The 14,309-nt window shown below is 45.7% G+C and carries 12 protein-coding genes; 5 read left to right on the top strand and 7 right to left on the bottom strand.

Going from position 1 to position 14,309, the window contains the following annotated elements:
• Positions 1–252 precede the first annotated feature (252 nt).
• On the top strand, positions 253–738 hold the full coding sequence (purE, locus tag B158_RS0103045; RefSeq protein WP_018623873.1) for a 5-(carboxyamino)imidazole ribonucleotide mutase: 486 nt from the start codon (positions 253–255) through the stop codon (positions 736–738).
• Positions 735–1,886 carry a 5-(carboxyamino)imidazole ribonucleotide synthase gene (locus B158_RS0103040; RefSeq protein ID WP_018623872.1) on the top strand — a complete coding sequence of 384 codons (1,152 nt, stop codon included), beginning with the start codon at positions 735–737 and terminating at the stop codon, positions 1,884–1,886. Before purE ends, B158_RS0103040 begins: the two co-directional genes overlap by 4 nt.
• 78 nt (positions 1,887–1,964) lie before the next feature.
• Here B158_RS0103040 and dnaJ read toward each other — a convergent pair whose 3' ends face one another.
• Both dnaJ and dnaK read right to left on the bottom strand, forming a co-directional pair.
• Complete coding sequence (dnaJ, locus tag B158_RS0103035) at positions 1,965–3,095, bottom strand: molecular chaperone DnaJ (RefSeq protein ID WP_018623871.1); 1,131 nt, start codon at positions 3,093–3,095, stop codon at positions 1,965–1,967.
• Positions 3,096–3,452: 357 nt separating this feature from the next.
• Complete coding sequence (gene dnaK / locus B158_RS0103030; protein ID WP_018623870.1) at positions 3,453–5,384, bottom strand: molecular chaperone DnaK; 1,932 nt, start codon at positions 5,382–5,384, stop codon at positions 3,453–3,455.
• A gap of 190 nt (positions 5,385–5,574) precedes the next feature.
• Here dnaK and B158_RS0103025 point away from each other — a divergent pair, with 190 nt between their 5' ends.
• Positions 5,575–7,467 carry a serine hydrolase gene (locus B158_RS0103025; protein ID WP_018623869.1) on the top strand — a complete coding sequence of 631 codons (1,893 nt, stop codon included), beginning with the start codon at positions 5,575–5,577 and terminating at the stop codon, positions 7,465–7,467.
• Positions 7,468–7,523: 56 nt separating this feature from the next.
• On the opposite strand, the gene B158_RS0103020 is transcribed toward B158_RS0103025, so the two are convergent.
• From B158_RS0103020 to hrcA, 4 genes are all read right to left on the bottom strand, one after another.
• The gene (locus B158_RS0103020) at positions 7,524–8,240 is read right to left on the bottom strand and encodes a YebC/PmpR family DNA-binding transcriptional regulator (protein WP_018623868.1); all 717 of its coding nucleotides are present in this window, start codon (positions 8,238–8,240) and stop codon (positions 7,524–7,526) included.
• An 82-nt stretch (positions 8,241–8,322) separates the two neighbouring features.
• Positions 8,323–8,970, bottom strand: a complete 648-nt coding sequence (locus B158_RS0103015) for a HutD/Ves family protein (protein ID WP_026309210.1) — start codon at positions 8,968–8,970, stop codon at positions 8,323–8,325.
• Between the two features lie 51 nt (positions 8,971–9,021).
• A complete protein-coding gene (gene grpE / locus B158_RS0103010; protein WP_018623866.1) occupies positions 9,022–9,657 on the bottom strand; it encodes a nucleotide exchange factor GrpE in 636 nt (211 codons plus the stop codon).
• Positions 9,658–9,715: 58 nt separating this feature from the next.
• The gene (hrcA, locus tag B158_RS0103005) at positions 9,716–10,744 is read right to left on the bottom strand and encodes a heat-inducible transcriptional repressor HrcA (RefSeq protein WP_018623865.1); all 1,029 of its coding nucleotides are present in this window, start codon (positions 10,742–10,744) and stop codon (positions 9,716–9,718) included.
• Between the two features lie 154 nt (positions 10,745–10,898).
• Between hrcA and nadK the strand changes: the two genes are divergently transcribed.
• Both nadK and recN read left to right on the top strand, forming a co-directional pair.
• Positions 10,899–11,774, top strand: a complete 876-nt coding sequence (gene nadK, locus B158_RS0103000) for an NAD(+) kinase (RefSeq protein WP_018623864.1) — start codon at positions 10,899–10,901, stop codon at positions 11,772–11,774.
• Positions 11,775–11,815: 41 nt separating this feature from the next.
• Positions 11,816–13,474: a DNA repair protein RecN gene (gene recN, locus B158_RS0102995; protein WP_018623863.1), complete on the top strand. Its 1,659-nt coding sequence runs from the start codon at positions 11,816–11,818 to the stop codon at positions 13,472–13,474.
• Positions 13,475–13,506: 32 nt separating this feature from the next.
• Here recN and B158_RS0102990 read toward each other — a convergent pair whose 3' ends face one another.
• Positions 13,507–14,280: a hypothetical protein gene (locus tag B158_RS0102990; RefSeq protein ID WP_018623862.1), complete on the bottom strand. Its 774-nt coding sequence runs from the start codon at positions 14,278–14,280 to the stop codon at positions 13,507–13,509.
• Between the last annotated feature and the right edge of the window lie 29 nt (positions 14,281–14,309).

The following is a 14,309-nucleotide window of genomic DNA, read 5'->3' as shown; positions in this document are numbered from 1 at the left end:
ATAGACGGCTAACTGCTCTGTCAAATCAGAAACTGGCTGGTTAGGTGTTTAATGGATACTAAATGAGGCTTCCAGCAGTCAAAAAGCGACTAAAAGCTAGATAAATCAATAAACAGCGAGGTACTTTTTTGGCCAAATATGGTATCTTTATGCCCCTGTTTGGCGGCCTACAGGCACGTTCCTGTCAAAGTCTTCTGGACGAACATATTTTGCGGCCTGGTATACACATTACATTTCAGTTAGGAGAAAAACATGAGTTCCCCTAAAGTCAGCATCATCATGGGCTCTCAGTCCGATTGGAACAGCATGCAACATGCGACAACGGTACTGGATGAGCTAAAAGTACCTTACGAGACAAAAATTGTCTCCGCCCATCGTACGCCAAAGCGTTTGTATGAATTTTGTGATGATGCTGCTGACCGTGGTATTGAAGTGATTATCGCTGGTGCTGGCGGTTCTGCTCACCTGGCGGGTATGGCCGCAGCAATGACCTGGTTGCCAGTAATCGCCGTTCCAATGTCGAGCAAGCAGCTCAAAGGCATGGACAGTCTCCTTTCTATGGTTCAAATGCCAAAAGGCGTGGCCGTTGCCTGTCAGGCGATTGGTGATGCCGGAGCTTTTAATGCCGGTTTATTGGCAACCCAAATATTGGCATTGCAGGATCCTGAGCTTAGAAGCGCGCTTCAAGACTGGAGAGCAAACCAGACGGCTTCAGTTGCTGAGGAGGTTGCTCGATGAGCACAACCACTGGCGGAAAACTGGTTAGCTCACCCGAGTACAAAATCGGCATAGTTGGCGCTGGCCAGCTTGCTCGAATGATGGCACTTGCCGGCATTCCGATGGGTTTCAGTTTTTCCTTTCTGTGTGAAGCAAGCGATGATCCATCACCAGTCAATCATTTAGGCCATCTGGTACAAACCGATTATTCCAAACTGTCTGCTGAAGAAATTTATCAGTTACTGGGCAAGCCTGATGTCATAACCGTTGAAAAAGAGGATTTAGATACTGAGCTATTAAAAGCTCTTACACAATTTTGTCCAGTCCACCCGAATCCCGATGCAGTGGGCGTTTCACAAAATCGCAAAAGTGAAAAAAGTTTTGCTGAATCATTGGGATTTAAAGTAGCGCCATGGGCTGCTACCGATACCGTTGAAGCTATGGCTGAAGCAGGCGAGCGCCTGGGTTGGCCATTGATCATCAAGCGCTGTTCAACGGGCTATGATGGGAAAGGGCAATGGCGTGTCAGCAATTTTGAAGAGGCCAAGCCGGTTGTTGAAGAGGCTGGGCCTGATGAAGATTTAATTGCCGAAAGCATGATTGCCTTTGATAAAGAAGTCTCAATGATTGCTGCCCGCGATCGTCATGGCAATGTCATGCATTACAGCCTTACCGAAAATGTTCATAAAAACGGTATCCTGCATTACAGCATATCACCTGCCAGAGACCTGAGTCCGGCTGTTATTGAACAGGCTCAGACCATTGCCACTGCGATGCTGGAACAGCTTGATTATATTGGTGTCCTGACCATTGAGTTTTTCCTGAAAGGTGAAGAACTTCTAATTAATGAAATTGCACCTCGCGTACACAACAGTGGACACTGGACGCAGATAGGTTGTAATACTTCGCAATTCTTAAATCATATCCGCGCCATCAGTGGCCAGTTCGTCGCTCCAGCTCCGAACAAAGGCTATTCTGCAATGATTAACTTACTCGGTGAGACGCCCAGCGAACAACAGATGCGCGATTGCGAATTGCAGGTTCATTGGTACAACAAATCGGTCAAACCTGGTCGTAAAGTGGGTCATATCAATATTAATGATGCTGAGCTATCGACCGTCGAGTCCAAATTAAGTCAGACACTCGAAGCAATTTATGGCGACTCCTGAGTAGTTTATTCAGTTCTAAATGCTAGCCACAAAAAAGCCCGCTCAATAGCGGGCTTTTTATTCCATAAAGCAATCATGTTAACTGGTCATATTTTCCCAGAACTTTTTCACCCCATCGAACCAGCCTTTTTCTTTTGGGCTGTTCTTGCCGCTCGATAAAGTTTCACCAAATTGCTTCAACAGTTCTTTCTGCTCTTTGCTTAAGCTGACCGGAGTTTCCAATACCACACGACACATCAGATCGCCTGTGTAGCCAGCGCGCATGGCTTTTACACCTTTGCCTTTGAGGCGGAACATTTTACCGGTTTGTGTCTCGGCCGGAATTTTTAGTGACACTCGACCATCCAATGTGGGCACTTCAATCTCACCGCCCAGCGAAGCCGTCACAAAATTAACCGGAACTTCACAGTAAAGGTTGGCGCCATCACGAACAAATATTGGATGTTCTTTAACATGCACCTGTACATACAGATCACCCGTTGCAGCACCTGGACCACCCGCTTCGCCTTCGCCAGATAAACGAATACGATCACCTGTATCAATGCCGGCAGGGATTTTAACCTGTAGGGTTTTGGTTTTCTGTACGCGTCCCTGACCATGGCAGTCAGTACAAGGATCTTTAATGATCTGGCCAGTACCGCGACAATCGGGACAGGTCTGTTGCACCGAGAAAAAGCCTTGCGTCATACGCACTGCACCTTGACCATGACAGGTACTACAGGTTGCTGTGCCCGTACCAGCCTTAGCACCTGAACCATCACAGGTTTCACAGTTAACCATGGTTGGAATGCGAATAGTCTTGGTTACACCGGCTACCGCTTCTTCCAAAGTAATTTCCATGTTGTACTGTAAGTCAGAGCCTCGAGCCTGACGACGACCACCGCCTCCGCGGCGACCTCCACCAAAGATATCACCAAACACATCGCCAAAAATATCGCCGAAGTCAGCGCCATGGAATCCACCATGACCACCACCCATATTCGGATCAACGCCGGCATGACCATACTGATCATAAGCCTGACGTTTTTGTGGATCAGTTAGAACTTCATAGGCCTCTTTGGCTTCTTTAAAACGCGCTTCGGCTTCCTTGTCATCAGGGTTACGATCCGGATGATTCTTCATAGCCAAACGGCGATAAGCCTTTTTCAGCTCGGCTTTATCGGCGGACTTTGATACACCCAATACTTCGTAATAATCTCTTTTTGACATACTTAACTACTTTGGTTGTTTATCTCTTTTGATGAACTCTGGCTGACTTAAACAGCTCACCACAGCAAACGCAGGACGGTATCCCAAAGGGTCCTATCCTGCGTTATCGTTGTTCCATTTTCGACTCAAAGCTAAATGCAAGCTCCCAATATGCAGAAATTTTTGGTTCGAGAGCAAGGCGAGATTTCACATAACTTTCGCCTTAATATCTAACTTTAATCTCTAGCACTCTCTAACTAAGAACTTTTGGGTTCTGACGCGACGCAATGTTGGTTGAGACGCGGAATGCACATATAGTGCCTGAGCATCGAAACCAACATTGCAACAAAGTCAGAAGCAAAAAGGGCTAGTTAGAAATTACTTTTTGTCTTCGTCTTTAACTTCAGTAAACTCCGCGTCGACCACATCATCAGCAGCGCCTTGACCTTGCGCCTGCTCACCACCAGCCTGTTGGCCAGCTTCAGCTTGGGCCTGAGCATTAGCGTACATACGCTCTGCTAACTTGGCTGATGCCTGACTTAACGCTTCAGTTTTAGCTTTGATATCTTCAATATCATTGCCTTTGATAGCTTCTTCCAGCTCTTCAGCAGCTTTCTCGATAGCTTCTTTCTCGCCATCTTCGAAAGTGATGTTTTCATCTTTCAGCGACTTGCGAGTTGCGTGAACTAAGCCATCAGCCTGGTTACGCGCTTCGACCAGCTCCTGGAACTTCTTATCTTCTTCAGCATGCGCCTCAGCATCTTTAATCATTTGTTCGACTTCTTCGTCGCTCAAACCTGAAGAGGCTTTAATCTGAATCGATTGCTCTTTACCGGTTGCTTTGTCTTTCGCAGATACGTGCATGATACCGTTCGCATCAATATCGAAAGTCACTTCAATTTGCGGCATACCGCGTGGCGCTGGAGGAATGTCCGCCAGGTCAAAGCGACCCAGTGACTTATTCTCAGAAGCCATTTTACGCTCACCTTGTAAGACGTGAACGGTAACTGCGGTCTGGTTATCTTCTGCTGTTGAGAACGTTTGCGATGCCTTGGTTGGAATCGTTGTGTTTTTCTCAATCAGCGGAGTCATTACACCACCCATGGTTTCAATACCAAGCGATAGTGGTGTTACGTCCAGTAGCAATACGTCTTTAACATCACCAGACAATACCGCACCCTGAATCGCAGCACCTACGGCAACCGCTTCATCTGGGTTAACGTCTTTACGTGGGTCTTTGCCGAAGAAGCCAGCTACCGCTTCCTGTACTTTAGGCATACGGGTTTGGCCACCCACTAGAATGACGTCATTAATTTCAGAAGTTGATAGACCAGCATCTTTAAGCGCCTGCTTTACTGGCTCCATGCTGCGCTCAATCAAGTCTTCAACCAACGCTTCTAATTTAGCGCGAGTCAATTTCAAGTTTAAGTGCTTAGGACCTGTTGCATCAGCTGTGATGTAAGGCAGGTTGATTTCTGTTTGCGTGCTTGAAGACAATTCGATTTTTGCCTTTTCGCCCGCTTCTTTCAAACGCTGCATGGCTAATGCATCGCCCTTCAGGTCGATACCAGAATCTTTCTTGAACTCAGCTGCCAAGTATTCGATAACGCGCATATCGAAATCTTCACCACCCAGGAAAGTATCACCGTTAGTCGACAATACTTCAAAGGTGTGCTCGCCATCTACTTCAGCGATTTCGATGATTGAAATATCGAAAGTACCACCACCTAAGTCGTAAACAGCAATCGTGCGGTCACCGCGTTCTTTGTCCATACCGTAGGCAAGGGCTGCAGCTGTTGGCTCATTGATAATACGCTTAACATCAAGACCTGCAATACGACCAGCGTCTTTAGTGGCCTGACGTTGTGAGTCGTTGAAGTAAGCAGGAACTGTAATTACCGCTTCTTTGACTTCTTCGCCCAGGAAATCTTCCGCTGTTTTCTTCATTTTCTTAAGAACTTCAGCAGAAATCTGTGGCGGAGCCATTTTCTTGCCATTGGCTTCTACCCAAGCATCGCCATTATCAGCTTCGATAATTTTGTATGGCACCATACCTTTGTCTTTTTGAACGACGTCGTCTTTAAACTTACGACCGATCAAACGCTTAATAGCAAACAAGGTGTTTTGCGGATTCGTTACCGCCTGGCGCTTAGCTGACTGGCCGACCAAAGTCTCGCCATCAGTGAAGGCAATAATAGATGGGGTTGTACGCGCTCCTTCTGAATTTTCGATAACGCGTGGCTTGTCACCGTCCATAACGGCAACACATGAGTTTGTTGTACCTAAGTCAATACCAATGATTTTGGCCATGTTACTACTCCAAAAATAACGTTAAAACTTGCTTGAAACATATATGGGGGGCGGGTTTTAGAGATCAACCCCTTCAACTTACTTTTTTTGGGGTTAATAGAGTGGAAACAAGGAAATAGCGAAAATTGTTGCCTTTTTAGCTTTCAGGAGTATTCTGGGGTTGGCATTTTAATTTTACAAGGAGGTAATAATGTCTATTTTTGCTCGTCTACAGAGTTCACTTATCATTTTTTCATGCCTTTTTTGCACTTCATTCATTAGTTCTGCAGATGTATTGGATCAACCTGATGGGCCTTTGGAATGGGCATCTTGGCGCAATCTTTCGACATCCACCTATGATCAATACCTGAACGAATATAAAGCAAAAGGCTACCGGCCTATCGATGTTGAAATTGATGGTGGAAGACAAAGATCTTATTCTCTGATTATGAGAAAAGATAACGCTCGTGTTCCTTGGGCTATCCATACCCAGCTTACCCACGATGGCTTTTCTGCAAAATGGAATGAGTACAAAGATAAGGGATATCGTCCAATTGATCTTGAGTCTTATACCTATAAAAACAAACAGTACTATGCAGGAATATGGATAAAGGATTCTGTAACGTCCTGGGCTAGTTATCGAAATTTGACCAGCGATGAATTCAACCAAAAATACCGTGAAAACAAAAGCAAGGGTCGCATGCCTATTGATGTTGACGGTTATGTAGTCAACGGCAAATTACGCTTTTCAGGAATATTCGTTAAAAATGATGCCAATATCGGCTGGTCGATAAAGCGTAATATTAAACAGAAAGACTTCTCTTCCCACTTCAAAGATATGAGTGATAAAGGCTACCGCCTGTATGATACAAACGCCTATAAGTATAAGTCCGAATTGTACTTTGCCACCATTTGGGTTAAACCACGCAATTCTCTAAGGTGGGCTGCTCGTAGAGATATGGACAGCGACAACTTTCATAGTTACTGGGCAAAGTATCGCGACGCGGGCTATCGACTTGAAGACATTGAGGTCTATTCAGGTAAAGGAGGCACTCGCTATGCCGGTGTCTGGATTGAAAATAATCCGGTAAGAACCCGATGGAAGCACAAAGCAGCTGTCGAGAAGCTGGTCGATGATTACCTTAAAGATAACCCTGCCCAAGGCTTTTCTCTTGTCATATATCAAGATGGAAAATACCGCTTTATGAAAGGCTGGGGTTATACCGACAAAGGTACAAGCAAGCATGCTCACTCAAAAACCTTATATCGACTAGCATCTGTTAGTAAGGCTATTACAGGAACATTGGGGCATATATTAGAGCGTAAAAATATTTTAGAGCTGGATACCCCAATAAGAGATTATGTATCCGCTCTACCTTCAGACCATCAATACATACTTGAGCAACTGCTGTCTATTCGCTCAGGTGTTTGTCATTATGATGACAACTGCGATGGGTACGACGGAACCAATATTAACTTGTCAGATAAGAATAGTATGTGGAATGGCGTAAAAAAGTTTTATAAGAAAGACTTTAGCGCTGACGTAGGTGATTTATATTATTCAACACATGGCTATACCATCGCTGCCAATGCTTATGAACGTAAGGCCAACAAATCTTTCAACAGCCTATTAGCAACCTACATCAGTAACCCTCTCGGAATTGATATTCAGTGTGAAGATCTGGATAAAAACCGTTCAGAAAGAAGTAGTATTTTTGATGGTAATTTAAAGAAAGTATCAGCCAAAAGTATCGAGTGGAAATGTGGTGGTGGTGGTATGGAAGCCAGTGTCTATGATATTGCACGATTTGGAGTAGCACTGGAAAAAGGAAAGCTTTTAAGTGAAAGTGAGAAGAACGATATGATTACACCACCAGATGGTCAGCGTAGAGGTGGAAACCGATATGCTAATGGGTGGGCGGTAAATCCGGGTACAGATGGAGCTGCCATCAATTGGTACGCCAAGGCAGGAGACCAGACTGGTGGAAGGAACTACTTAAGAATATACCCTGATACTGATCTTGTCATAGCACTTGGTGCCAATACTCGTGGTTCAGGATATCAACAACTGGTAACTGATATTGTTAATGAAATAACAAAGTAACGTGTATTAAGTGGTACTGAAAGTAATAGGGAGGCCCAAGCCTCCCTTTTTTATGGTTAGAATTCAGCGTTGTGATAGATGTTCTGCACGTCGTCCTGGTCATTGGCCATGTCGAGGAATTTCTCGAACATTTCCAGGTCTTCACCTGAAATTTGTGTCATGACTTTAGGTACAAATTGAATTTCGTCCACTTCAAACTCAATATCGCCAAAGTGTTCCTGTAACGCCTGCTTGGCTTTGAAATAATCGGTTTGCGGAGCAAAGACGGTGATTTTGCCCTCTTCGTGTTCGATGTCAGTGACGTCTACGTCAGCCATCATTAAAGCTTCAAGTGCGCCTTCTTCATCATCGCTTTTAAAGACGAAAATCGCGCTGTGGTCGAACATGTGCATGACGCTGCCTTCAGTACCAATCTTGGATTTGGTCTTAACGAAGCACTGACGTACTTCACCAAAGGTACGGTTTGGGTTGTCGGTCAGGCAGTCCACAATCACCATCACATTTCCCGGCGCATAACCTTCATAACGCGCTACGGCGAAGTCTTCACCAGCACCGCCCTGCGCTTTATCCAAAGCCTTTTGGATAACGTGCGCCGGAACCTGATCCCGTTTGGCGCGGTCCATCAAGCTGCGTAGGGCCAAGTTACTTTCTGGCTCAACGCCGCCCTGTTTGGCACAAACATAGATTTCGCGGCTGTATTTACTGTAAACCTTGGCATTTTGGTCCGAGGTTTTAGCCATAGATTCTTTGCGGTTCTGGAAAGCGCGTCCCATTATTGATACCTTTTACTTAAAATATATTGGTGTTAATTAGTCGTGGCGCTACACAGTTGCGCCCTGCTTGAAGCACCGAAGTTTACTCCTCTGCGGGGTTGGTGCAAACTTTTTTCAACGCAACCACAATGGTTTGTTTACCATCAACATCAATTGATTGCTTATCTGAATGCGATATCTTCGGCTCTATTTTCAACAAGTGACCTGATTGTAACAGTATCTTTTCTGGAGTAGCTTCTTGTTGTGGACCGCTCACTTGGCAATCGCCGTTAACTGCATAGACAAAATTAACATCTGCTAGTGGAAAGTCTTCTATCCGCCCAATATCTGTTAGTACTTGTGTATAAACTTCAAAAGCACCTTGCTTCACCATTAGGTTAAAGTCAGTGATAGGACCATCAGTTAAAGTAGCGTTAGTTATGAAGCCACCATCGAAAGTGGCTAAATCTAAGGGTTCTAACAAGCAGTGAGAGCTTACCTGTTCAGCATTATCAGACTTAGGACTGGGCTGATGGGTAAGTTTGATGCCATTTCCGGTAAGTAAAAATAGATAGCGTTGTATACCTGTAAAGTTTGAAAAAGCGCCATCTTCAGTCACACCAGCAATGCTCAGCCGCCAGTCAAAATCGTTTACATCTCCACCATCACTGATTGCTAATTCAGTGGTCATTCCTTTGCCATTTTTCCAAGGGATCTGCTTGAACCGTTGAGGAGGTATTATGGTAAACAATCAATATCCTTAGTTTTTTCAGCAGCTAAAGCTGACCAGAAAGTTAGTCAACTACTGAGCAACAACCACTCTCGCCGGACGAATCAAACGCCCATTCAGCGTATAACCTTTCTGGAAGACATCAATTACAGTATTCGATTCATGATCTGGGCTTGGCACCATGGTCATGGCTTCGTGCAGTTGCGGGTCGAACACTTCTTCAAGTGGGTTCAATTGTTCAACCCCAAATTTCTCGAGGGTTGAGAGCATCATTTTCAGAGTCAGCTCCATGCCATCCTGAATCGCTTTGCTTTCATCATTCTCTGCTTTGAGCTGTAAGCCTTGCTCGATACTGTCAACTACCGCCAACAGTTCGCCAGCGAATTTCTCAATCGCGTATTTGCGCGCGCTGACTACATCGTTTTCTGCGCGGCGGCGAATATTTTCCGCTTCGGCTTTAGTGCGGAGCGCTAAATCTTTATTGTCGGCAGCTTCCTGGCGAGCAGCTTCCAGAGCAGCTTCCAGTTCGGCAATCTGACGGTCTTCTTCAGTCATATCTTCAAATACCTGACCGGCATCCACTGTTGGTTGCTCGGTTTCATTCTGTTCAGCTTCAGCCGCTTCTTGATTAGCAGCATTCTTAATTTCTTCAAGCTTCTCATCGAGCTGTTCTTCAACCGATTGATTTTTATTGTCTTTTTCAGACATTAGCACTCTCTCCGACTATGCGTTCAATGAAATTCGTAATTGGCGGATATATTAGGGTTTAGCTGCCCTTTTTCAAGGCTGAACTGATTAATTTGGCCGTGATATCGACCATGGGTATCACTTTATCGTAGGCCATTCGAGTGGGCCCTACTACTGCCAACACTCCAACTGCCTTGCCTTCGATCGAATAAGGCGCACCCACCACGCTGCATTGTGAGAAGACATCATACCCCGATTCTTCACCGATAAAGAGCTGTACCCCATCGGCACTCAAGCATTTATCCAGCAAGCTCAGCATCTGAGTTTTTTCGGCAAAAGCATCGAACAGAGACTTCAGGTCGGAGATATCGCCAGTGTAATTCAGTAACTGAGACTTGCCGGTCACCTGCACTTCGTCATCGTTGTCGTCTTTGGAAAAGCCTTTTTCGGCGACTTCCATCATCGAAGCCATCATCGCATCCATCTGTGCACGGTCACTTTTCAACTCCTGTAACAGCTCTTGTCGAACCGTATTCAGCTCTTTGCCAGCGAAATGATGATTCACGTAATTGGAGGCCTGTTGCAACTCATCGCGCGACACTTCTGAATCCAGCTGAATGACTCGATTCTGAACTTCACCGTCGTCCAGAATCAGTATCACTAGAATCTTGTTCTGTGATAAAGGCAGGAATTCTACATGCTTAACCCGAGTAACATCTCGGCTTGGCACGCGAATAAGCCCCGCCATATTGGTCATGTTGGACAGCATACGGCTAACACTGGCCAGCATTTCACCGGTTTCTGATGCACGCCCCAATTGCTGCTGTAATTGCTGCAAATAAACTTCCTCAACATTAGAAACCGTCAGCAACTGGTCGACAAATACGCGCACGCCTTGCGCGGTCGGAATTCGGCCGGCGGAAGTATGTGGCGCCGTTAGCAGGCCCATGGCTTCCAGATCCTGCATCACATTGCGCACCGTGGCCGGACTGACCGCCAATCCAGTCTGCTCAAGCAGCTTTTTCGAGCCCACGGGCTGGCCGGTGGCAATGTAGGATTCCACCAGTGCTTTCATCAGTGTTTGTGCGCGCTGATCAAATTTAGACATAGTTGCTAATCAATTCAAAATTCCCAGTAAGAGCAAGGCATAGAGGCATACCCTATCGATAAAACCACAAATTATGGCAGACGGCTTGCCTATTTGCTCCATATATTCTTAAATGTGGCTCAATATGACAATTACAAGTTACTGACTACTTATCATGCCGTCACATCTGAATTTTGCAACCATTGGCATCATGGGCAAGCCAAAACATCACGAAGTTGGCGAAACCATTGTCACCCTATTCTCCTTTTTACAGCAGGAGCAATATTCGGTGCGAGTTGAAGAAACCGTAGCCAATGACCTGTCAGTGCCGCAAGACTTTCAGTGCGACTGGAAAACTCTGGGTGAAGAGTGTGACCTCATCATTGTGGTCGGTGGTGATGGTAGTATGCTGTATGCCTCGCGCCTGATGGCACAATACAATAAACCGCTGTTAGGCGTGAATCGCGGTTATCTCGGTTTCCTGACGGATATCCAGCCGCAGCAGGTCACTGAAAAAGTCAGTGAAATTCTGGCAGGTGATTACACCGAAGAACGCCGCTTCCTGCTGGAGGCTAACATCGATGGCGATGATCGATACAGTGATGCACTCAATGACATCGTGCTCTATCCCGGTGAAATTTCGCGCATGATTGAGTTTGAAGTCTACATTGATGACTCATTCGTTTACAGCGCGCGCGGCGATGGTCTCATTATCTCAACGCCAACCGGCTCCACCGCCTACTCTTTATCCGCTGGCGGGCCGATTTTATCGCCTTCGATTAATGCCATCTCGTTAGTCCCCATGTTTCCGCACACTTTGTCCAGCCGCCCGATTGCAATAGACGCAGACAGCAAAGTAGAGATCGTTTTCAGCAAATCGAATCCCCATGAAGCGCGCTTGAGCTGCGATGGGCAGGTCCGCTTTCCGGTGCAACCCGGTGAGAAAATCTGTGTGCGTAAACGCAAAGAAGACTTGTGGTTATTACATCCAAAAGATTATGATTACTTCCGCTTACTCAGAACCAAATTAGGCTGGGGATCAAAGCTCTAAACCGGGCTTGTATCATCGGCTATAACAACTGACAACACGCTATGCTAACCAGTATTCATATCAAAGATTTCGCCATTATCGACCAGCTGGATCTCGACCTGAAATCCGGCATGACCGTCATTACCGGGGAAACCGGTGCCGGTAAATCGATCATGGTCGATGCCCTGTCTTACGCGCTCGGCGAACGCGCCGACAGCGGCGTGGTGCGCAATGGCGCCAAGCGCGCTGAAATCAGCGCCTACTTTGATATCCAGCAGTTGCCACACGTTAAAGACTGGCTGGAAGAACAGATGCTGGATGATGATGACCATTGCATTCTGCGCCGGGTTATTAACCATGATGGTCGTTCCAAGGCCTTCGTTAATGGTCAGCCGGTAAATCTGGCGCAGGTCTCCGAACTCGGCGATTTTCTGGTCGATATTCATGGCCAGCATGAACATCAATCCCTGTTTAAGTCACAAGTACATCTACAGCTACTTGATCGCTACGCAGGACTCACCGAACAAAGCGCCGAACTGGCCAAAGTCGCCAGCAAAATTAGTAGCATCTCCGGAAAACTAAAAGCCTTTCAAACTGCTTTAAAAGACAAAAATGATCGCAAGGATTTAATCAGCTTTCAGTTGCAGGAGCTGGAGCAGGCACCGATTGATAAAGCCGCTGATATTGAACTGGAACATAAGCGAGCCGCTAACGCCAGCCGTCTGTTAGAAAAAGGTCAGCAAAGCCTGTCCGCTTTAAGCGAAGATGAGGATAACCTCTCTTCGAACCTTGGACGAATCGTTCACCAGATCAGCGACATGCTGGCGGTTGATGAAGGCCTAAAAAATACTCATGACCTTTTGCAATCGGCACTGGTCGAAATCGATGAAGCCAGTCACGAACTGCGCGACTATCTGGAAAGCCTGGATATCGATCCACAGGCCTATCATGAACTGGATCAGCAGATTGCAGCGCTACACGATCTGGCACGCAAGCATCAGGTCAGTATGGAAGAATTGCCGCAGACCTTACAGGCGTTACAACAGGAACTGGAAGAGCTAGAAGGCGATGAGCAAACGTTCGACGATCTGGAAAAGGAACTGAACAAACTAGAAAAGCATTATCAAGAACTTGCAAAAACTCTGAGCTCCAAACGTCAAGCCGCAGCCAAAAAGCTTAACCAGGAAGTGGTAAAATTAATGCAGCAACTTGGCTTGGGTAATGGCGTATTTGAAGTCGCTTTTAATCAACAGGATGCAAGCTCATTCAAAAGCACAGGTCTTGAAACCGCTGAATTCATGGTCAGCACCAACCCGGGCCAGAAACCGATGCCATTGCGCAAAGTCGCCTCCGGCGGTGAATTGTCTCGCATCAGTTTGGCTCTTCAGGTCATTAATGCTCAAACGACCCAGCTACCGACTTTGATATTTGATGAGGTGGATGTTGGTATTGGTGGTGGTACTGCAGAAATAGTCGGAAAGTTATTGGCCGAACTTGGCAAAAAAGCACAAATCCTTTGCGTCACTCATCAGGCTCAGGTTGCCGCTCAAGGGCATCACCACCTGCAGGTCAGCAAGTCGCAGGACAAAAAAGCCACTCAAACCCAGCTGCTAGAAATCAGCGAAACTCAGCGCATCGAAGAAATTGCCCGCATGATAGGCGGTATCGAAATTACAGACACCATTCGCCAACACGCCAAAGAACTTCTCAAAACAGCATAAAAAAGAGCGGCAATCCCGCTCTTTTCACTTTCTTACTTGTCTGATGGCATCGACAGGTCAGGCCTATGACGATAAATCTCGTAGTGCGTACCTTTATATTTTTCTGCAAAACGGTCAAAAATCTCATCAACCTTTTCTTTTGATCCCAGATGCTTTTCTGCTAATTCACCAAAACTTGGACCAGACGGATCCATGGCAGCAAAATTTTCAAACCCAAACGCAACATACAGAGTATCACCCTTACCAGTTACATCAGATTCCCAGCTCCAGCTCATATCCCATTTAATATCTTTAGCCAGATCGCTGATTTCTTTAACGGATTTATCAACATCCTTTGCATCATGTTTGAGATAGTATTTTGTGACACCAACATACTTATACTTAGCACCATCTTTCCAATGACTGTTTTTCATATCAATCCAACTGTATTGATGATGGTACTTCTCTACATATTGACCCGGCCCTTTACTCCATCCATCCATGATTTTTGAGTCATTCGCCCATTTAGCGTAATCATCCATCTCAGCCCATTTGAAACAACAGGCACGAATAATGTAGCTATTCATATTTGAGCCAGTGTGAGGCGTATAGACTTGCCAGTTAAATTTATCACCGGCCTTGACCCTATCCTTGATGTGTTCCTTGAATCCTTTTTCAAACTTTTCAAAATTATCAGAATCTACTTCCATCACCCACATATTAACCAGCTCAGGTGGTTTTTCCTCCGCGGCAAATACAATTAATGGATTTAATAATAAAGCGAAGAACGCGATGATCGCGAGCTTTATGAGAGACTGCTTGTACATGGTAAAACTCCTTGTTAGTTGTTTAGTCC

The organism is Kangiella aquimarina DSM 16071 (assembly GCF_000374105.1).
In the GTDB taxonomy this organism is placed as follows: domain Bacteria; phylum Pseudomonadota; class Gammaproteobacteria; order Enterobacterales; family Kangiellaceae; genus Kangiella; species Kangiella aquimarina.
This window is presented reverse-complemented; position numbering and strand designations above follow the sequence as displayed.